Origin of the sequence: Variovorax sp. NFACC27 (genome assembly GCF_048301545.1) — a bacterium.
Taxonomy (GTDB): domain Bacteria; phylum Pseudomonadota; class Gammaproteobacteria; order Burkholderiales; family Burkholderiaceae_C; genus Variovorax; species Variovorax gossypii.
Window position 1 is genome coordinate 2,775,559 of record NZ_CP157613.1, and the last position, 19,202, is coordinate 2,794,760.

16 protein-coding genes are annotated in these 19,202 nt (G+C 68.1%); 4 read left to right on the forward strand and 12 right to left on the reverse strand.

The window, feature by feature from the left end:
* Window positions 1–78: 78 nt before the first annotated feature.
* The 4 genes from ABL840_RS12980 to ABL840_RS12995 all read right to left on the reverse strand — a co-directional run bounded on the left by ABL840_RS12980 (window position 79) and on the right by ABL840_RS12995 (window position 5,516).
* Window positions 79–918, reverse strand: a complete 840-nt coding sequence (locus ABL840_RS12980; protein ID WP_093300769.1) for a proteasome-type protease — start codon at window positions 916–918, stop codon at window positions 79–81.
* Window positions 919–952: 34 nt separating this feature from the next.
* Window positions 953–3,583: a DNA mismatch repair protein MutS gene (gene mutS, locus ABL840_RS12985; RefSeq protein WP_176947434.1), complete on the reverse strand. Its 2,631-nt coding sequence runs from the start codon at window positions 3,581–3,583 to the stop codon at window positions 953–955.
* Window positions 3,584–3,667: 84 nt separating this feature from the next.
* On the reverse strand, window positions 3,668–3,892 hold the full coding sequence (locus ABL840_RS12990) for a helix-turn-helix domain-containing protein (RefSeq protein WP_093300766.1): 225 nt from the start codon (window positions 3,890–3,892) through the stop codon (window positions 3,668–3,670).
* 106 nt (window positions 3,893–3,998) lie between these two features.
* Window positions 3,999–5,516: a sensor domain-containing diguanylate cyclase gene (locus ABL840_RS12995; protein WP_093300764.1), complete on the reverse strand. Its 1,518-nt coding sequence runs from the start codon at window positions 5,514–5,516 to the stop codon at window positions 3,999–4,001.
* Window positions 5,517–5,734: 218 nt separating this feature from the next.
* Between ABL840_RS12995 and ABL840_RS13000 the strand changes: the two genes are divergently transcribed.
* The 3 genes from ABL840_RS13000 to ABL840_RS13010 are packed head-to-tail and all read left to right on the forward strand — an operon-like array spanning window position 5,735 to window position 8,769.
* On the forward strand, window positions 5,735–6,712 hold the full coding sequence (locus ABL840_RS13000) for a magnesium and cobalt transport protein CorA (RefSeq protein ID WP_093204552.1): 978 nt from the start codon (window positions 5,735–5,737) through the stop codon (window positions 6,710–6,712).
* Between the two features lie 51 nt (window positions 6,713–6,763).
* Entirely contained in the window at window positions 6,764–7,240 is a 477-nt protein-coding gene (locus ABL840_RS13005) for a MarR family winged helix-turn-helix transcriptional regulator (protein WP_093300763.1), read from the forward strand.
* A 35-nt stretch (window positions 7,241–7,275) separates the two neighbouring features.
* Entirely contained in the window at window positions 7,276–8,769 is a 1,494-nt protein-coding gene (locus tag ABL840_RS13010; protein ID WP_170217063.1) for a DHA2 family efflux MFS transporter permease subunit, read from the forward strand.
* 126 nt (window positions 8,770–8,895) lie between these two features.
* Here the strand turns inward: ABL840_RS13010 and ABL840_RS13015 are convergent, their stop codons facing one another.
* The 3 genes from ABL840_RS13015 to ABL840_RS13025 all read right to left on the reverse strand — a co-directional run bounded on the left by ABL840_RS13015 (window position 8,896) and on the right by ABL840_RS13025 (window position 11,604).
* Entirely contained in the window at window positions 8,896–9,738 is an 843-nt protein-coding gene (locus tag ABL840_RS13015) for a siderophore-interacting protein (RefSeq protein WP_093300760.1), read from the reverse strand.
* A gap of 53 nt (window positions 9,739–9,791) precedes the next feature.
* A complete protein-coding gene (locus ABL840_RS13020) occupies window positions 9,792–10,361 on the reverse strand; it encodes a PadR family transcriptional regulator (protein WP_093300758.1) in 570 nt (189 codons plus the stop codon).
* A 94-nt stretch (window positions 10,362–10,455) separates the two neighbouring features.
* The gene (locus ABL840_RS13025; RefSeq protein WP_093300757.1) at window positions 10,456–11,604 is read right to left on the reverse strand and encodes an FAD-dependent oxidoreductase; all 1,149 of its coding nucleotides are present in this window, start codon (window positions 11,602–11,604) and stop codon (window positions 10,456–10,458) included.
* Window positions 11,605–11,678: 74 nt separating this feature from the next.
* Between ABL840_RS13025 and ABL840_RS13030 the strand changes: the two genes are divergently transcribed.
* Complete coding sequence (locus tag ABL840_RS13030) at window positions 11,679–12,119, forward strand: MarR family winged helix-turn-helix transcriptional regulator (protein ID WP_093300755.1); 441 nt, start codon at window positions 11,679–11,681, stop codon at window positions 12,117–12,119.
* Here ABL840_RS13030 and ABL840_RS13035 read toward each other — a convergent pair.
* The 5 genes from ABL840_RS13035 to ABL840_RS13055 form a co-directional block, all read right to left on the reverse strand.
* Window positions 12,116–13,486: a cytochrome-c peroxidase gene (locus ABL840_RS13035; protein ID WP_240652059.1), complete on the reverse strand. Its 1,371-nt coding sequence runs from the start codon at window positions 13,484–13,486 to the stop codon at window positions 12,116–12,118. The genes ABL840_RS13030 and ABL840_RS13035 overlap by 4 nt on opposite strands.
* Window positions 13,487–13,549: 63 nt before the next feature.
* Window positions 13,550–14,452 carry a 2OG-Fe(II) oxygenase gene (locus tag ABL840_RS13040; RefSeq protein WP_093300754.1) on the reverse strand — a complete coding sequence of 301 codons (903 nt, stop codon included), beginning with the start codon at window positions 14,450–14,452 and terminating at the stop codon, window positions 13,550–13,552.
* 8 nt (window positions 14,453–14,460) lie between these two features.
* Window positions 14,461–15,081: a hypothetical protein gene (locus tag ABL840_RS13045; RefSeq protein ID WP_093300752.1), complete on the reverse strand. Its 621-nt coding sequence runs from the start codon at window positions 15,079–15,081 to the stop codon at window positions 14,461–14,463.
* Between the two features lie 13 nt (window positions 15,082–15,094).
* The gene (locus tag ABL840_RS13050; protein ID WP_093300751.1) at window positions 15,095–16,531 is read right to left on the reverse strand and encodes a cytochrome-c peroxidase; all 1,437 of its coding nucleotides are present in this window, start codon (window positions 16,529–16,531) and stop codon (window positions 15,095–15,097) included.
* Window positions 16,528–18,822, reverse strand: coding sequence for an alkaline phosphatase family protein (locus ABL840_RS13055; protein ID WP_093204575.1), 2,295 nt, complete (start codon window positions 18,820–18,822; stop codon window positions 16,528–16,530). The genes ABL840_RS13050 and ABL840_RS13055 overlap by 4 nt, the downstream gene beginning before the upstream one ends.
* Window positions 18,823–19,202 lie beyond the last annotated feature (380 nt).

The window sequence follows — 19,202 nt, forward strand, 5'->3', positions numbered from 1 at the left end:
CGGGCCGCCCCAAGGCGGCCGAGCCGCCCCCTCGGGGGGTGGAGAAGCACACGAAGTGGCAAGCCGGGGGGCATCATTTCAGATGAGCTTTTCGTCGGGCGTGGAGATCTTGCGCAGCGGGCTGTGGCGCGTGGCCGGCATCTTCAGAGGGTGCTCGGTCTGGCTGTCATCCCACACCGGGTCCTCGATGCTGTCGAACACCTCGCGCAGCTTCTGGCCCCAGCTGTTGTGCACCATGCGGTAGTAGGGGTTGTCGGCGTCGATGCAGATCACGCGGTCGGTCTCGAGCTTGTTGGCCTCGTAGACCACCATGTCCAGCGGCAGGCCGACCGACAGGTTCGACTTCATGGTCGAGTCCATTGACACCAGCGCGCACTTGGCGGCTTCGTCCAGCGGCGTCTCGGGCGTGAGCACGCGGTCGAGCACGGGCTTGCCGTACTTCGACTCGCCGACCTGGAAGTAGGGCGTCTCGGTGGTGGCTTCGATGAAGTTGCCGGCCGCGTAGACCAGGAAGAGGCGCATGCCCTCGCCCTTGACCTGCCCGCCGAAGATGAAGGACACGTTGAAGTCCAGCCCCGCGTGCTTGAGGGCTTCGGCGTCGCGGTCGTACACGTGGCGCACCGCCGAGCCCAGCACGCGCGCGGCGTCGAACATGCTCTTGGCGTTCCAGATGGTGATGGGGTCGCCCTGCGTACCGTCTTCGCGGGTTTCGCGCAGTTCCTCGATCTGGAGGATTTCGCGCACCGACTGCGAGATGCTCAGGTTGCCCGACGACAGCAGCACCATGACGCGGTCGCCCGGCTGCTCGTAGACGATCATCTTGCGGAATGTGCTGATGTGGTCCACGCCCGCGTTGGTGCGCGAGTCGGAAAGAAACACCAGGCCGGCGTTGAGTTTGATGCCTACGCAGTAAGTCATGGGTTCAGGTTCATCTGGCATGAACTGTGCCGGGTCATGCGGCGCCGAGTTCACGTTTGTTCAGTTTCTGAAGGGCATACAAGGCATCGAGGGCCTCGCGCGGGCTCATCGTGTCGGGGTCGAGCGCGGCCAGCGCGGATTCTACGGCGCTGGCCATGGGTGTTTCGGCCACCGGGGGCGGCGCGAACAGGTCGACCTGTGCACGAGTTTGCGCATGTTGCGATTCGAGTGCCTCCAGCGCCTGCCGCGCGTGGTTGACCACCGCCGCGGGCATGCCCGCCAGCCGGGCCACCTGGATCCCGTAGCTCTTGCTGGCCGGGCCGGGCTGCATTTCGTGCAGGAACACGATGTCGCGGCCCGCCTCGGTGGCGCTCACGTGCATGTTCACCGCGCCGTGGTGCGTGGCGGGGAACTCGGTCAGTTCGAAATAGTGCGTGGCGAACAGCGTGAAGGCCTTGCTGCGGTCGTGCAGCTGGGCGGCGATGCCGGCGGCCAGCGCCAGGCCGTCGAAGGTGCTGGTGCCGCGGCCGATTTCGTCCATCAGCACCAGCGACTGCGCGGTGGCGCTGTGCAGGATCTGCGCGGCCTCGGTCATCTCGAGCATGAAGGTCGACTGCGCGTTGGCCAGGTCGTCCGCCGCGCCGATGCGGGTGTGGATCGCGTCGATCGGCCCGAGCCGGCAGGCGGCCGCCGGCACGTGCGAGCCGATGGAGGCCAGCAGCACGATGATCGCCACCTGCCGCATATAGGTCGACTTACCGCCCATGTTGGGGCCGGTGATGACCTGCATGCGCTGCTGGGGCCCGAGCTGCGTGTCGTTGGCGATGAATCCGCCCGACGACTTCTCGGCCAGCCGCGCCTCCACCACCGGGTGGCGGCCATGCTGGATTTCGATACACGGGTGCGAAACGAAGCTCGGCGCGCGCCAGTGCAGCGTGTGCGAGCGCTCGGCCAGCGCGCACAGCGCGTCGAGCGTGGCGAGGCCGCCGGCGAGCTGCGTGAGCGCGGGCACCGAGGGCTGCAGCGCGTCGAGCAGCTGTTCGTAGAGCCACTTCTCGCGGGCCAGCGCACGGTCTTGTGCGCTCAGGGCCTTGTCCTCGAAGGCCTTCAGCTCGGGCGTGATGAAGCGCTCGGCGTTCTTCAGCGTCTGGCGGCGGCGGTAGTTGTCGGGCACCTTCGAGAGCGCGCTCTGCGTCACCTCGATGTAGAAGCCGTGCACGCGGTTGAACTGCACCCGCAGGTTGCTGATGCCGGTGCGCTCGCGCTCGCTGATCTCGAGCTTGAGCAGGAAGTCGTCGCAGTTCTCGCTGATGGCGCGCAGTTCGTCGAGCTCGGCGTCGTGGCCGGTGGCGATCACGCCGCCGTCGCGCACCAGGGCGGACGGATCGGGCTTGATGGCGCTGGTCAGCAGGGCGGCGCAGCCCGGCGGCGGGGCGAGCCGGTCGGCGATCTGGCCGAGCAGCGCCGACGAAGCGGGCAGCAGCGGGGCGAGATGCTCCGCCTTCGAAAGCGCCAGCTGCAGCGCCAGCAGTTCGCGCGGGCGCACCTGGCGCAGCGCGATGCGCGCGGCGATGCGTTCCACGTCGCTGGTGTTCTTGAGCTGCTCGCGCAGCGTGCGCCAGGGAGCGGCCGTGGCCCCGAGCACCGTGGCCTGCAGCGCGCCGATGGCCTCGAGCCGGCCCTGTGCCTCCGAACGGTCGCGCCGGGGCGCGAGCAGCCAGCGCTTGAGCAGCCGGCTGCCCATGCCCGTCATGCAGGTGTCGAGCAGCGAGAACATGGTGGGCGAGTCTTCGCCGCGCAGCGTCTGCACCAGTTCGAGGTTGCGGCGCGTGGTGGGCGGCAGCTCGATCAGGTCGCCGTCGCGCTCAACCGACAGGCGCTGAACATGCGAGAGCGCGCGGCCCTGGGTGTGCTCGGCATAGCCCAGCAGGGCGGCGGCCGCGGCGTGCGCGTTGGCGAGCGATTCGGCGTTCCATGCCGCCAGGCTGTTGCTGCCCATCTGCTCGGCGAGCTTGCGCTCGCCCAGGCCGCCGTCGAACTGCCAGGCCGGGCGCACCGACAGCGTGAAGGGCGTGGCGGCGCGCGCGGCCTTCAGCCGCTGCTCGAAGGCGGGAGTCACTTCGGCGCTGTAGAGCAGTTCGCTCGGCGCGATGCGGGCGATCCAGGCTTCGAGCGCGTCGGAGGGGCATTCGGCCAGCCGCAGCTCGGCGCCGGTCACGCTGAGCCAGGCCAGCCCGCAGAAGTTGCGCGAGCCCGCGTGCACCGCGAGCAGCAGCGAATCGCTTTTGTCGTTGAGAAGTTCAGTGTCGGTCAGCGTGCCGGGCGTGACCACGCGCACCACCTTGCGCTCGACCGGCCCCTTGCTTGCGCCGACTTCGCCCACCTGCTCGCAGATGGCGACCGATTCGCCCAGCTTGATGAGGCGGGCCAGGTAGGTGTCGACCGAGTGGAAGGGCACGCCGCACATCACCACCGGCTGGCCGGCCGACTGGCCGCGCTGGGTGAGCGTGATGTCGAGCAGGCGCGCGGCCTTCTCGGCGTCGGCCCAGAAGAGTTCGTAGAAATCGCCCATCCGGTAGAACAGCAGGGTGTCCGGATGGTCGGCTTTCAGGCCCAGGTACTGGGCCATCATCGGCGTGTGCCCAGAGAGGTCTGTCTTGTTCATTTCAATCAGTAGCTTGCGATCCATGCCGCCGGGCTCCGGGGCAGGTGAGGGACATTCGTAGGCATTCTCCGCGCGGCGCTGCGTTCAGTCGGCATGGCGATTGCCCCCGAGCTGCCATTGCCTCGTCTTGAGCATGAACAGCTCGAACAGGCCGGGCGCCATCGAGCGGTCGCCGGCCTCCCATTGCTGCCATCCGCGCAGCGAGGCCTGGACCGTCTGCGCGGCCTCGGTCTGCGTGAGGCCTGCGGCAATGCGGGCGTCGCGGACGGCGGCGGGTGCCGGGCTGGATGGCTTGCTCGGGGAGGGCATGGGGAGCGTGGCGCCGCGACGCGTGCGGACACGGATGAAAGTGCCGCGGGCATTCTACGTTCAATGCGCGTATCTCCAGGCCGTTGCGCCGGTGCCGGGCGCACCCTCAGGCATCGGCGAACTCTTCCTCGCTCACGGCGCGGTTGCGCCCGCTTTCCTTGGCCTTGTACAGCGCGCGATCGGCGGCTTCGACGAGCAGCTGTTCCGGCTCGTCCGAGTGCCGGGCTTCCAGCGCCGCCACGCCGATGCTGACCGTGACCCGTCCATGCTGGCTGGCGCTGTGCGGGATGTCGAGCGCGAGGACCTGGGCGAGTATCTGTTCGGCGACCTTCCGCGCGCCCGGCAGGTCGGTGCGCGGGAGGACGACCGCCAGCTCCTCGCCGCCGTAGCGCGCCACCAGGTCGCCCGGGCGCCTGGCGCTGCGCCTCAATGCCGTGGCGACCGCCTTCAGGCACTGGTCGCCGGCCACGTGGCCGTATGCGTCGTTGAAGCGCTTGAAGTAGTCCAGGTCCAGCAGCAGGAGCGACAGGGCCGTGCCCTCCCTGGCCGCGCGGCGGCACTCGTGCGCCAGCACTTCGTCGAAGCTGCGGCGGTTGGCCAGGCCGGTGAGCTGGTCCTGCGTGGCCAGGACCTCCAGCCGGCGGTTGGCCCGCAGCAGGTCTTCTCGCGCGGCCAGCAGCGAAGCCTCGGCGCTGATGCGGCGCTGGATGTTGACGATCAGCCGCCAGCCCACGGCGGCGACGATCGCCAGCAAGGCCCCCACCACGCCGATCGTCAGCAGCGCCTGGTGCCTCCAGGCCTTCAACGCCTCGTCGCGGCCGAGCGCCACGGTGGTCAGCACCGGGTAGCGGTCGCTCTTGCGGAATGCGTAGAGCCGCTTCATTCCGTCGATGCTGGAGCGGAACGACGCGGTACCTGACGTGCCGCCGAAGTGGCGCTGGAAATTGGCCGATCCGGAAAAGTCGAGCCCGATGGCCTTTTCGCTGTAGGGGTAGAGCACCAGCATCTGCCCGTGGTTGGTGGTCAGTCCGATGGTGCCGGTGCCGGGAAGGGCGATGGTGCCGAACGCGCGCAGGAAGTTCTGCAGGCCCAGGCCGACGACGACGACACCGGCGAATCCGCCCTTGCCGTCTTCCAAGCGCCGGCTGACGGTGATTCCCCATTCGCCGGTGAAGGGGTTGCGGATCGGCGGGCTGATGAGGACGTCGTTCGAGCGCGTTTCGCGGTGGTGGATGAAGTAGGCCCGGTTGGCGCTGTTGGTGCCCGGCGGAATACGGCCCTTGGAGTACATCAGCCAGTTGCCCCGGGCGTCGAGGACGGCGAGGCCGTCGAGCTGGTCGAGCAGGCGCTTCTGGCGCTCGACCAGCGACTGCACGCGCTGCAGCCGCTCCGGCTCGTCGCCTTCGCCCTTCAGCGTCTCGGCCACGCCCTGCAGAAGCATGTCGCTCTGGGTGAAGACGCCCTCGGCGTAGATGTTCAGCGCATTGGCCAGGTTGAGATTGTTGGTGTCGGCCGCGGCCAGCGTCTGGTCGCGCGACGCGTACAGCTGCCAGCCCGTGGCCGCCGACACCGAAACAATGACGGCCAGCAGCAGGAATTTCGCAAGGCGAACGTCCCGCTTCACTTGAGCGACTCCCCGAACGAACCTGTTTTCACGGCCTTCCCTCTCCCTGTCGGCGCAGCGCCCGTTTCGCGCTGTGCCCCTGTTCATTTGTTCACCTGCCACGCAGATCCACGCGAACTCTAGCCGACCGGGCTGAATCGGCGGTGGCAGAACCGGAATCGCGGCGGCCCCGTGGCACCATCGAAAGCTTCCACCAACGTGAATTCCGAGGGGTATCGATGCTGATCAACTGCGTCGCCTATGAAAACGGCTCCAAGCTCGCCGACATATCGGTCGAGGACATCAGCGACTACATCAGCCGGCCGGGCTGCTTCGTGTGGGTGGCGCTGAGCGACGCGTCCGCCGAGGAGCTGGCCGTGATGCAGCATGAATTCGGCCTGCATCCGCTGGCGGTGGAAGACGCCCAGCACGGCCACCAGCGCCCGAAGATGGAGGAATATGGCGATTCGCTCTTCGTCGTCATGCACCTGGTCGAGCCCTCGGAGGAGGGCGAGCACTGCACCAACGTGGGCGAGGTCGACGTGTTCGTCGGATCCAACTACGTGCTGTCGGTGCGCAACCGCAGCAAGCAGGGCTTCCTGGGCGTGCGCGAGCGCTGCGAGCGCGAGCCGGATCTGCTGCGCCACGGCGCGGGCTTCGTGCTCTATGCGCTGATGGACGCGGTGGTCGACCGCTACTTTCCGGTGATCGACGCGCTGGAGGTGGAGCTGGAATCCATCGAGCAGCAGATCTTCGGCCAGGGCGGCGCGGCGCGCGACAAGATCAAGCAGCTCTACGACCTGAAGCGGCGCAGCATGATCCTCAAGCGCGCGGTGGCGCCGCTGCTGGAGGCCGCGGGCAAGATGCACGGCGGCCGCGTGCCGCAGATCTGCATGAGCTCGCAGGAGTACTTCCGCGACGTTGGCGACCACCTCGGGCGCATCAACGGCTCCATCGACGCCGTGCGCGACACCATCGGCACGGCGATACAGGTGAACCTGTCGATGGTCACCATCGAGGAAAGCGAAGTCACCAAGCGCCTCGCGGCCTGGGCCAGCATCTTCGCGGTGTGCACCGCCTTCGCCGGCATCTGGGGGATGAACTTCGAGAACATGCCGGAGCTGAAATTCCGCTACGGCTACGGGATCGCGCTGGGGCTGATCGTCAGCACCTGCGGCTATCTCTACTACCGGTTCAGGCGTGCCGGGTGGCTTTGAGGATGGGCTGCTAAGGCCCAACTAATAAACATGTAGATAATCGAGTCCCTTATGAAAAGGGACTTCACCCAGCGCTTCGGCTTTCTCGTCAAGAGCGTGGGCAAGCTCTACGGCGAAGAGTTCGACCGCCTCGCGCGCGAGCGCATCGGACTCACCAGCGCACAGTGCCGCCTGCTGGGCGTGCTGGCCATGCACGGCAGCCCCGACGAGGTCGAGCCGCTCTCGCAGGCCGAACTCGCGCAGCGGCTGGACCTGACCCCGATGGCCGTGGCCGGCCTGTGCGACCGCATGGCCGCGGCCGGCTGGATCCGCCGCGAGCCCAGCCCCACCGACCGCCGCGTCAACAAGATTCATCTGGAGCCCAGCGCCGAGAAGGCGCTCGACAGTGCTCTCGGCATCAGCGACGGGCTCAACGCCCGCGTGATGTCGGTGCTGTCGCAGGCCGAACGCGCCCAGCTGCTGGGCCTGCTCGCCAGGGTGCACGGCAGCCTCGTGGAGATCACCTCCGGCGAAGGCCGCAAGCCGTGAGCGTCGCACCGGGAACCACCGTGCCGCACCGCGGCATGATCACCATCTCGATCATGCTGGCGACCATCATGCAGGCGCTGGACACCACCATCGCCAACGTGGCGCTGCCGCACATGCAGGGCAGCCTGCAGGCCTCTCAGGACCAGATCACCTGGGTGCTCACCTCGTACATCGTGGCCTCGGCCATCGCGCTGCCGCTCACGGGCTGGCTGTGCGGGCACTGGGGACGCAGGCGCGTGTTCATCATCTCGGTGATCGGCTTCACCGTGGCCTCGGCGCTGTGCGGACTGGCGACCTCGCTGGTCGGCATCGTGGCCGCGCGGCTGCTGCAGGGCATCTTCGGCGCGGCGCTGGTGCCGCTGTCGCAGGCGGTGCTGCTGGACATCAACCCGCGCGAGAAGGTCGGCCAGGCCATGGCTATCTGGGGCGCGGGCATCATGGTCGGGCCCATCCTCGGGCCGCTGCTGGGCGGCTGGCTCACCGAGAACTTCGACTGGCGCTGGGTCTTCTTCATCAACCTGCCGGTGGGCGTCTTCGCCTTCTGGGGCATCGCGCGCTACCTGCCCGAAAGCCGGCCGCAGGGCGAGCGGCTCGACATCTTCGGCTTCGTCACGCTGAGCATCGCCATCGGCATGCTGCAGCTCTTCCTGGATCGGGGCGAGCAGCTCGACTGGTTCGAGTCGTGGGAGATCAAGCTCGAGGCCGCGGCCGCGCTGGTGGCCTTCTGCTTCTTCGTGGTCCACACATGGACGGTGCAGGGCGTGTCCTTCTTCGACCGCGACCTGCTGAAGGACCGCAACTTCGTCACCGGCCTGCTGTTCGCCTTCATCGTCGGCATGATCCTGTTCGCGACGATGGCGCTCTTGCCCAACTTCCTGCAGGGCCTGATGGGCTACCCGGTGATCTACACCGGCGAGGTGACGGCGCCGCGCGGCGTGGGAACGATGATCGCGATGATCATCGTCGGGCGGCTGGTGCAGCGCATCGACGTGCGCGCGATCATGGCGCTGGGCTTCGGCCTCACTGCGTTCTCGCTCTACCAGATGACTCGGCTCACGCTGCAGATGGACAGCACGCTGATCGTAGTCTCGGGCTTCATCCAGGGGCTGGGCATCGGCTTCACCTTCGTGCCGCTTTCCACCGCCACATTCGCCACGCTGGCGCCGAGGCTGCGCAACCAGGGCACGCCGATCTTCAGCCTGCTGCGCAACATCGGCAGCAGCGTCGGCATCTCGATCGTGCAGGCGCTGCTGACCGAAGGCTCGAGCAAGGCGCATGCGCAGATCGCGGCGACCGTTGCGCCGGGCAACGTCGCGCTGTCGACGCTGCCGCAGATGATGTCGCCCGATACCGCCACGGGGCTCGCGCTGCTCAATGCAGAGGTGACGCGGCAGGGCGCGCTTATCGGCTATCTCGACGACTTCGCCATCATGATGATCATCACGGTGCTGGCGATTCCGTTGCTGTTGCTCATTCGCAGCCCCAGGCGCAGCGCGACCGCATCGGGCCCGGCTGAAGTACCTCATTGAGTTTCTCCCTCCCCCGCTGGGGGAGGGCTGGGGTGGGGGCAGACTGCGTATCCGTCTTCAGCGGATCATCAAGCGCCGCTTGCCCCCAACCCAACCTTCCCCCAGAGGGGGAAGGAGCAAGACCAATCACTCGTCGTGCGAATCGTGCGTGGCTGCCGCGCCGCGGCGCCAGTAGCCCGATGCCCGGGTCCACTTCGGGTTCGCGCCGCGCTCGCCCACCAGGTGCGTGCGCAGTGCCTTGGCGATGGCCGATTCGCAACCCACCCAGGCATGGAAGTCACCGGCCGGCAGCTGCATCGATTTCAGCGCGTCGAGCAGCACGGGGCTCAGGCCCGGCTCGGCGCCGCGGCGGTGCACCCACTTCAGCGTGAGTTCGGCTTTCGTGTCGAACGGAAGCTCGTCGGCTTCGCCGTCGACTTCGGCCAGCACCACCACGCGCGTGCTGGCGGGCAGTTCGGCCAGGCGCCGCGAGATGGCGGGCAGGGCGGTGTCGTCGCCGATCAGCAGGTGCCAGTCGAATTCGGTCGGCACGATGAACGAGCCGCGAGGGCCGCCCACGCCGAGGATGTCGCCGGGCTTCGCCTGCTCGGCCCACTGCGTCGCGGGACCGGCTTCGTGCAGCGCGAAGTCGATCTCGAGCGCGCCTGCGGCTGCGTCATAGCGGCGCGGCGTGTAGTCGCGCATGGTCGGGCGTCCGTCGGGCCACACGGGGCCGTCGGGGCCGGCCGTGGGCAGCGTGAGCTTGCCGGCGGCGTCGGGGAAGAAGATCTTCGCGTGGTCGTCGAAGCCGAGGCTGGTGAAGCCGGCGAGGTCGTCGCCGGTGAGCGTGACGCGGATCAGGTGCGGCGTCACGCGCTGCACGGTCTTCACCGAGAGCCGGCGAAAGCGCAGGTCGTGGCGCACCCGGCGGGGCGTGCGATCCGGTGCGACGGGCGCGGTGGACGCTGGTGATGTACTGAAGTCAGTCATTGCGGAAATCCTGTTGCGAGACAGGGTTGGTTGGGATTCGGATTGCAGGCCTTTCAGATCTTTTCGATCTGCTGGGCCGCGGCGTCGAGCACTGCGGCGAACTCGTGGGCCTGCTGCTCGGTCAGTGGCGCGCCCGTCAGGCGCATGCGCATCGCGAGCTTGAGGTTCTCGATGGCGCGAGTGACCTGCGGCGGGCGTCCGCCGCGCGGGCCGGCGCCGTCGACGCCGCCGCTCATGCGGGCCATCATGGCGTCGGCCATCTCGCGGTTGGCTGCGAGGAATTCGCGGCCGCTGTCGGTGATGCTGTAGCTCTTGCGGCCGCTGCCGTCGGCGGTCTCGACGCTGAGGTAGCCCATTTCCTCGAGCAGCGTGAGGGTGGGGTAGACCACGCCGGGGCTGGGCGCGTAGCTGCCGCCGAGGCGGTCTTCGATGGCCTTGATCAGCTCGTAGCCGTGGGAGGGCTTGTCGGCGATGAGCTGCAGCAGCACGAAGCGCAGGCCGCCGTGGCCGAACACGCGTCCGCCGCCACGCCCGCCGCGGTGTCCGCGGCCGCCGGAAAGACCGTCTTCATGCTCGCCGCGGGCGGTGCGGCAGTGGTGATGGCCGAGGTGGAAATGTCTCATGTGGGGCATCCTTTCTAAGGTGTATCGGAATTATTTTAGATATATCTAAGATAAAGTCAAATCGATACACGCCGGATGCCCCGGCGCCGGGTGCTCAGCTCGCGCCGGCCCGGTGTTCCTGCAGGTGCGCCAGTGTCAGGGCCTCGCCGACGTGCGACATCTGCACGGCGGCGGCTTCGGCCGAGCCTTCCGCCGCCTCGATGACGCGTTCGAACATCTGCATTTCGTAATGGGTCACGGCCGCGGTCCAGTCGTTCTCCTGGGCCAGCGAGGCGGCGAGCTCGACGGCGTCGCGCATCGCCGCGTTCACGCCTTCGCCGCCGAACGGCGACATGAGGTGCGCCGCGTCGCCCAGCAGCGTGAGCCCGCGCCGGGGCGCCCAGCAATGGCCGACCGGCAGCGCGTGGATCGGGCGCGCGACGAACTGGTCGTTGCTCGCGCGGAAGAGGTCGGTGATGGCGTCGGCATAACCCAAGAACTCGTCGATCAGCGCACTGCGCACCGCAGTGGGCGACGAGAAGTCGAAGCGCTTCGACGCCCAGTCCGCCGGCACGCGGAAGATGGCATAGCCGCGGATGTGCGCGTTGCCGTTGCGCTGGGCGATGATTTCCTTGCCGTCACCCTGCGCCTCCAGCTTGCCCCGGCCGACCAGCTGCGCGATGGCCGGGTGGCTGCGGTCCACGTCCTCGATGCCGAATTCGATGAAGGTCAGGCCGCTGTACTGCGGCTTGTAGGGCGACAGCAGCGGGCGCACGCGCGACCATGCGCCGTCCGCGCCGACGACCAGGTCGAAGGGGCCTGCCTCGCCGCCGTTGGCGAACGAGAGATTCCATTGCCCGCCTTCCTGCAGCCGCATGTCGACGAGCGCGCAGCCCCATTGCACGCAGCCGGCCGGCAGCGAGGCCAGGAGCATGTCGCGCAGCGCGGTGCGGTCGACCTCGGGACGATTGCCGGCGGACGAGTCGGGCTCCTCGAACAGGACGCGGCCCGACTTGTCGAGCAGCCGCGAGCCCTGGTCGTCGTAGCGCGCGATGCGCAGGAACTCGCTCTCCAGCCCGGCGCGCCGCACGGCCAGCAGCCCGGAGTCTTCGTGCAGGTCGAGCGTGCCGCCCTGGGGCCGCGCGAGGGCGCTTTCCTCGCGCTCGAACACGGTGGCATGGATGCCGGAAAGATGAAGGAGCCGCGCCAGGGCGAGGCCGCCGGGGCCGGCGCCGATGATGGCAATTCGGGGATGCGTCTGCATGTGGATCGTTTTCTCTGAAAGGATAGGTTCCTATTCATATTAGCATAGGAGCCTATGAAGATAGAATACCGTCCATGACCGACGACGAAGCCTCCCATCCCCTGAAGCTCATCGGCCGCGTGACGCGCGGCTTCACCCGCATCGCCGACGGCGGCCTGCGCGAGTTCGGCTTCGCGGTGGGGCAGCTGCCGGTGCTGGTGTCGCTCAAGAAGAGCAAGGCGCTGTCGCAGGCCGAGCTCGCGCGCATCGCGCAGGTGGAGCAGCCCAGCATGGCGCAGCTGCTGGCCCGCATGGAGCGCGACGGGCTGGTCGAGCGCGTGCCAGATCCGGTCGACAAGCGCAGCCGCCTGATCTCGCTGACCCCGCTGGCCGCGCGGCGCCTGCCGAAGGCCAAGGCGCTGATGGACTCGCACGCGCAGGAAGTGCTGGCCGGCTTTTCCCCCGAGGAAGTCGAGCAGCTCACCGCGCTGCTGGCGCGGCTCAGCGCGAACGTCGATCGGATGGGCGGCGGCTAGCCGCGCTGCTTCGCGACCGGCGTGGCGGGTGCGGTGGGCGCTGCCGTCGCGTTCTTCTGATCCGCGTCCGTCAGCGTGCGCAGGAAGGCCGCTACGTCGCGGATCTCCGCCTCGGTCAGTGCCGGCTTGCCGCCGCGCTTCTGCCCGAAGGGCGCATCGGTGTTGATGTTGGCGTGGTACTGCGGTGGCAGGTCGTCGTACTGCTGCATGATGCCGTTCGCCGAGCGCGCATACCAGCGCTGCGGCGCGGTGTCGCGCTGCGCGTAGAAGCGGATGGCTTCCTCCAGCGAATGGAAAACGCCGTTGTGGAAAAAGCTCTGCCGCACCGCCACGTTGCGCAGCGTGGGCGTGCGGAACAGTCCGCAGTACTCCGGGTGGTCCTTCATGTCAGTGCGGTAGGGGCCGCACAGGCCCATATCGTGGAATGCCGGGTCGGCGTTCGCCTTGAGCTTGCGGTTGCGCGGCACGCCGAGCGCGATCAGCCCGAAGTCGGTGAAGAGAGGGAATGCTCCGTCCTGCGTGCGCTCGCTGATGTGGCACGAGGCGCAGTTGCCCTTGCTCTCGTCGTTGAAGAGCCGCAGCCCGCGCGCCTCGGCCACGCTGAGCTTCGCCTGTCCGCGCAGCACCGCGTCGTACTTGCTGGTGAACGGATAGAAGTCCTTCGGCGATTGCTGGAACACCTCCAGCGCAAGGCCGGCTGCCTTGAAGGCGGCCTCGGGGCTGCCGAACACGTCGTTGCCGAAGGCCTTGCGCAGGTCGTCCGCATAGGTCGCGCGCTCGAGCTTGGCCGCCACCTCCGCCATCGACGAGTTGCCCATCTCGGCGGGCGAGAGCAGCGGCATGCCCGCCTGCTCGTGCGCGGAGCCGGCGCGGCCGTCCCACATGTGGCCGCCGGTGGGGCCTGCGTCGATGCTGTCGTCGCCGTCGTTGTCGTGGTGGTGCTCGGAGAAGGCGGTGAGCGTTTCAAGGTAGCGCAGCGAGGGCGCGGCGCGCGGGCCTTCCTGCCTGCCGTCGGCGCCGCCGAGTTGCACCGACAGTGCGTTCGGCGGCCCCCATGCGTGCTGCGGATCGTGGCAGCTCGCGCACGACGCCTTGCCCGAGGCCGAGAGGCTGCCGTCGAAGAAGATGCGCCGGCCGATCTCGGTGAGCTGCGCGGCGCTGGGCTGGGGGCGGCCTGGCACGGGCGCGTAGGTGGCGCCGACGTAGGCGGGCTGCGCCGCGGCAGGCTTGGGGGCCGCTTGTGGCGCCGGTGCAGGCGTCGGTGACGACAGCGACTCGTCGCGGCCGCACGCCGACAGCAATCCGCAAAGCAGCGTGACCACGGCCAGCAGGGCCGGGCGGCGGTGAAAAAGGGGAATCGCGGGCACGTGAAGCTGGGAGGAAGGCGGGCAGGGCCGCAAGGAAGCCGGGAAGAATCGGCCGCCAATAAGTCAGCCGTGTGACAGGGCGGCGGCCTCTCCCGCCGCGACGAAGCGCCGCTGCCGCATCCACTTGGTCGCAACCCATTTCTCGCCGCGCAGCACCGGCGCTCCGGCGTGCAGCGAGGCGTGCTCCACCTGCCCGAGGCTGTTGCAGTACTCGAAGTACACGGCGCTGCCGGGCTGCGGCGATACCGACCAGCCGGTTTCCGGAAACACTGTCTCGCCGCCTTCCTCCACCTCGTTGAGGTAGCACACGAGCGTGCTCACGCGCTGTCCGCTGCGCGCCAGCGACGCCTTGTTGGCTTCGTTCGACGGTACCAGGAAGTCGAAGTGCGGCATGCTCTGCGCGCCCTGCGGGTAGTGCAGCACCTGCAGTCCCTCGCCGTTCTCCACCGGCAGGTTCATGAGCTCCGACACCCGCTGGTCGAGCCGCGCGATGAACGGGTTCTCGCGCAGCCGGAAGAACATGCCCTGGCTGCTGCGCCTGTCGCCCGCAAGATCGCATCCCGTCAGCGGGTCGACCGTCGTCGACGGCGCCAGGCGCGGCCTTGCCAGCGCGATCAGTTCCTTGCATTCCTGCGCGCTGAACACGTCGTTCAGCACCGCCAGTGCCGGCTGCGTGGCGCGCGCGGCCACGCGCACGAGCCTGTCCGAGGTGCGTATCGCCGTGCCCGCCGCCAGCCTCGGCGCTTCGTGGCGGAAGGCGGGCTCCACCTTCACCGAATCGACGGGCAGCGGGCTCCCCGTGCGCAGCGCGAAGACGAAGGCATCGACGATGGCCTTCGCCGCGTCGGCCGGCATGGCCTGCGCGCGCATGGCCCCGGCCACGTCGGCGGCCGTGCAGCCCTGGCGCAGGTTGTGGAGTATCCAGTCGCCCAGCGCGGGCTGGAAATGCAGCATCGTGTCCGTCATCGGCGGGCTCAGACCTCCGCCGGAACCCAGCCGGTGTCGGTGCGCCTGAAGTTCTGCTTCAGCTGTATCGTGCCGGCGCCGCGCACCACGCGGTCGACCATCGGGAACACCTTCTGCACCTCGGTGTCGCCCGTCCAGGGGGCGGCGTCGATCCTGTACGTGTAGGTCACCACCACCTCCGACGGCTCCTTTGTGTCCTTGCGGGCTTCCCAGCCGACGATCTTGTCGAGCGTCAGGTGGGCCGCGCAGAAGTCGCCCTGCGGCTCGCGCTCGAGGAAGTACTTCTTTCCTTCACCGGTCAGCGCATAGCGGGTGACCTCGATCTCGCCGGCCTCCTTGTCTTTCTCGTCCTCGACCTTCGCCTTCGAGGCGCTCACCAGCCCCAGCCGCTCCAGCACGGGCATCTGCAGCGCATTGCGCGCGCGCGTGCCGGCCTCGCGCTGCGGCACGTCGATGGGCCACCGGGTCTTGCCTAGGCACAGGTCTCCCTTCTTCGCGAGGTAGGCGTTCATTGCCGCCGTGAGGTTCTGCAGGTTGGCCTCGGGCTGCTGCGGGCCGCAGCCCGAGAGCAGCGCGAGCGAGGAGAGGAGGGCGGCGCCCAGGGCGGCCGGAAGAATCTTGTTGTTCATGAATGCAGGTGAATCAATTGACGCAGGCCCCAGGCTTGACGGGCGTTGCGGGCTTCGTGTCCGCGTCGCTGAGGGTGTTCAGGAAGCAGATCAGGTCCGCGATGTCCTGCTCGGACATGGGCGGTGCGGTGCCGGCGGCGCGGCCGTCCATCGGCAGTTGCGTGTCGATGTTCGGCGCGTAGGCCGGCGGCAGGTCGTCGTACTTCTGCACCTTGCCGCCCGTGTACTGCGTGGTGACCAGGCCATAGGTCGGAAAGTCCGGGTCGTTCTTCGCCTTGGGCGTTCCGCCGACGGTGGGGTACCAGAGCTCGGGCTGCGTGTCGCGCGTGTTGTAGAAGCGGATGACCTGTTCCAGCGAATGCATCACGCCGTTGTGGAAGAAGGCCTGCCGCGTCGCCACGTTGCGCATGGTCGGCGCCTTGAACATGCCGCAGAAGCTGTTCGCGGCATTCGGCGCGGCCGGTGCGTGGTCGGTGCGCAGCGGGCCGCACACGCCCATGTCGAAGTACTTCAGGTCGTTGTTGGCCGGAATGCCCGCGTTGCGCGGCACGCTGATCGCCTCGTACGAGAAGTCGGTGAACAGCGCCGAGCTGCCGTTGAGCCCCGCGCCCTGGTAGTGGCACGAGGCGCAGTTGCCGGTGTTCGGGTTGGTGAACACCTTCAGTCCGCGCGTTTCGGCCGCAGTGAGGTTGCCGCCGATCTTGTTGGCCGCGTAGAGGTCGAACTTGCTGCTGTACGGATGAAAGCTCGTGTCCTCCAGCTGGTAGGCCTGCAGGGCCAGCAGCGCATTGGCGAATGCGGCGTCGCTGTCGTCGAATACCTTCTCGCCGAAGGCCTTGGCCATGAGCGGCGCGTAGTCGGCCGCCTTGAGCTTGTTCACCACGTCGGCGCTGCTCGCGTTGGCCATCTCGATCGGGTCGAGCAACGGAATGCGCGCCTGCGCGGCCAGCGTGTCGGCCCGGCCGTCCCAGGTGAAGCCGCCGCCGGGGCCCGGCACGCTGATGCCGTCGGGGTTGTCCAGCAGATCGGCGTAGGCCGGTGTGATGTCCTTGTAGCGCAGCGAAGGCACCGCGCGCAGGCCGGCCTGGTCCATGTGCACGCCGCCGAGCTGCACCGACAGGTCGTTGGCCGGCGCGTGGGCATGCGCCGGGTCATGGCAACTCGCGCACGACATCGCGCCCGAGCCGGAGAGGTTCTTGTCGAAGAACATCTTCTGGCCCACCTGCGCCGCGAGGCTCAGCGTGCTGCCAGCAGCAGCGGGTGCCGCCGGCGAGTTTGCCGGTGCCGCTGGCGCGGCTGCCGGCGGCAAGGCGACAGCCGCCGCGCCGCCCCCGCCGCCGCATGACATGAGCACCCCGCCCGCGACGCCGGCCACTGCCAGCGTCGCCAGGCCGAGCCAGCCCGCGCGCGTCACCGCCGGCCCTTTCGGGCCCGAACGGTGCTCGCTCATTGCTTCAGCGACCAGACGTTGAACTGGTTTGCATCGGGGCCGACCTGCGCGGTCGTCGACACGTCACCCGATTGCTTCTGCGTGTAGCCGGCCGGGATCACGAAGGCATGGTTGATCGGGCGCACGCTGTCGAAGTGCGTGTCGGCGCTGCCCGTGTACTCCGGCAGGTTCAGGATGTTCTGGGCGATGAAGGCCTCGGTGTACTTCGAGCGGTTCATGTAAGAGCCGTCGATGGCCGGGTCCGCCAGCTGGAACATGTCCTGCAGCGTGCGCACGAACGAGAAGTGGCTGTAGGCATCGCTGTCGGACACGCCCTTCGGCGCGTCGGGCTGGTTCGTCAGGATGCCGAAGATGCTCTCGCCGTGGCCGCGGTTGCCATTGGTGTAGTTGGTGATCGTGGCATCCACGGACCAGGTGCCGTCGGCGTTCTGCTTGATCGGATTGGCCTTGGTGCTGTTCGCCACGTTCCAGCCGCAGCAGGAGTTGAAGCCGCTGGTGGCATTGCCTTCGTCGAACATCAGCACGATGGCCACGCGCTTCTGCGTGTTCTTCCACAGCGGCGAAGCCTGAATGCGCTGGACCGTGAAGTCGACGTAGTTGTCGCCGCGCGTGATGATCGGCGAGACCGAGCTGGCCGATACGTTGTTCGCGACGCTGCTGCAGTCGCTGGCGGTGCCGGTGCCGCCCACGCCCTTCACGCTGATGCCGTGCATGTCGTCGCACTGGTCGGGCACCAGGAAGTTCAGGTTGCCGACATTGCCGCTGGCCAGGTCGGTGCCGAGCTGGTCGTAGTCGTAGTTCGCGGGAATGGTGTAGTCGAGGCTGTTCTTCAGCGCTGTGTCCCACTGGCCGCCGCCCATGGTGCGGTTGCTGTACTTCCACTCGGGCGCGCTGCGCACGTTCTGGTAGGCCATGCCGGGGTGGTGCTTGGTTTTGTACAGGCCCGCCGGCAGCGGCAGAACCAGCGTGGGGTCGCCGATGGTTGCGGCGTTGCCGCCGAGCGTGCCCGGGGCATACACGTTGTCCTTTGCGGTGACGTTGTTGTCGGCCACGCTGTCGGTGCGGAAGTCCTGGCCCGGGTTCATCGACTCGCTGTAGGTGCGCCAGGTCAGGCCGGCGCTCGTCATGGCATTGAAGAGATTGGGCTTGTCGACGATGTTGTGGTTGGTGGCCTGTGCGCAAGTGGCCGAGAACGGCGACTTGCTCAGGCCCGGTTGGGAGGCATCGGGTGTTGGCGTGTCCTGCACGGCGTTGGTGCCGGTCGCGCCACAGTTCCACTGCGCGTCATCCGTGATGCCCCAGTCGTCCGCACCGCCCAGCGCCGTGTAGTTCGGCTCGCTCGGGTTGCCGGTGGCGTAGTAGCTCGCGAGCTGGTTGCCGGCCTTCAGGTAGCCGTTGATCTTGGGCGCGTAGGCCGAGTTCAGGATCGACATCGTGGCCTTGTTCTCCAGCATCACGATGAAGATGTTGTCGTAGCGCGGAACGCCTTCCACGTTGAAGGCGGCCTGCTGCGACTGCAGGAAGGTGATCTTCTTGCGGTTGTCGGCCACGGTGGCGGTGGCCGCGGTCACGCCGGCCATGCCGCTCAGGCGCGGGTCGCCGCCGGGGTTGGCGAGCGCGTCGGGGTACAGGTCGCCGCGGTCGAACTTGGTGGTGGCGAAGGCGAAGCGGTTGTTGAGCGCGTTCGATTCCGCGAGCAGGGCGGTCTGCACGCCGGCCGCCGCGGCGTTGACGTCGGCGAGCACGGCGCTAGCCGGCACGCCCAGGCGCGTGGCCAGGTTCTGCTTCTCGGTCGCGTAGCTCGTACCGTTGGCCTCGACGAGGCGGGCCACTTCCGACGACAGCGGGCTCACCACCACCGACGTGCCTTGCTCCTTCACCTGGTCGAGCGTCACGCGCAGCACTTCGCGCGTCGGCACGCTGGTGCCGGTGGCGGTGTTCTTCGCGCCGGTGCCGATGTCGGCGATGAGCGCCGAGGGGCCCGACAGCGAGAGGCTGAACTTGCCGCCGGCATCCGTCACGGCTGCCGGCTCGCCGCTGTCGCAATGGCCGTTGCCGTTGCTGTCCACGCAGACGGTGGCGCCGGCGTAGTAGCCGGCCGCGATCACCGGGTCTGTGCTGCTGCCGGGCTTGAATGCGCTGGCGGTGAGCACACCGCTGACGGTGGTGCTGCCCGAGCCCGAAGGCTGGCTGGCGGGCGGCGGGAGGAACGCGACAGGCGCTGAATCGCCGCCGCCTCCGCATGCCGCCAGCAGCGAAGCGGCGAGCACGGTCAGGGCGGGGTACAGCAAGCCGGATCTGGTTTTTTGAGTGGCTTTCAATTTCTTCTTTCGGGTGTGGGAGGAGCGCGAGAAACAGCAGGCGACGCCGCCGTGAGTTGGCGCCGCCGCTGCGGATCGCGGATGAATCTAGGTTTGCCCTGTGTCAGTCAAAAGGCAAAAGACTTAGGGGCGAATTAGTGGATGGCCGCGTGTTGGCCGCGCGATCGGGCAACGCGCGAAACACCTCGAACAGCGGCTGCAGGAGCCGCAAAGAAGCCTGATCAATACCTGACTCCGGCCTGACCTCCTGGCCGTCTGTGCATCTGAAATGCCGCTGTCACGGCCGGGGCAGAGCATCCTGCGGCCCGACCGCCGGTCTGGTTCATCCACATCTCATAACTCCACACATG

Bases quoted from the DNA above. Each gene is read 5' to 3' on its own strand.
- ABL840_RS13015 (WP_093300760.1), bottom strand. From the start codon at position 9,738: ATGACTGACTTCAGTACATCACCAGCGTCCACCGCGCCCGTCGCACCG.
- ABL840_RS12980 (WP_093300769.1), bottom strand. From the start codon at position 918: ATGACTTACTGCGTAGGCATCAAACTCAACGCCGGCCTGGTGTTTCTT.
- ABL840_RS13040 (WP_093300754.1), bottom strand. From the start codon at position 14,452: ATGACGGACACGATGCTGCATTTCCAGCCCGCGCTGGGCGACTGGATA.
- ABL840_RS13020 (WP_093300758.1), bottom strand. From the start codon at position 10,361: ATGAGACATTTCCACCTCGGCCATCACCACTGCCGCACCGCCCGCGGC.
- ABL840_RS13050 (WP_093300751.1), bottom strand. From the start codon at position 16,531: ATGAGCGAGCACCGTTCGGGCCCGAAAGGGCCGGCGGTGACGCGCGCG.
- ABL840_RS13000 (WP_093204552.1), top strand. From the start codon at position 5,735: ATGCTGATCAACTGCGTCGCCTATGAAAACGGCTCCAAGCTCGCCGAC.
- ABL840_RS13045 (WP_093300752.1), bottom strand. From the start codon at position 15,081: ATGAACAACAAGATTCTTCCGGCCGCCCTGGGCGCCGCCCTCCTCTCC.
- mutS (WP_176947434.1), bottom strand. From the start codon at position 3,583: ATGAACAAGACAGACCTCTCTGGGCACACGCCGATGATGGCCCAGTAC.
- ABL840_RS13010 (WP_170217063.1), top strand. From the start codon at position 7,276: ATGATCACCATCTCGATCATGCTGGCGACCATCATGCAGGCGCTGGAC.
- ABL840_RS13025 (WP_093300757.1), bottom strand. From the start codon at position 11,604: ATGCAGACGCATCCCCGAATTGCCATCATCGGCGCCGGCCCCGGCGGC.
- ABL840_RS12990 (WP_093300766.1), bottom strand. From the start codon at position 3,892: ATGCCCTCCCCGAGCAAGCCATCCAGCCCGGCACCCGCCGCCGTCCGC.
- ABL840_RS13030 (WP_093300755.1), top strand. From the start codon at position 11,679: ATGACCGACGACGAAGCCTCCCATCCCCTGAAGCTCATCGGCCGCGTG.
- ABL840_RS13005 (WP_093300763.1), top strand. From the start codon at position 6,764: ATGAAAAGGGACTTCACCCAGCGCTTCGGCTTTCTCGTCAAGAGCGTG.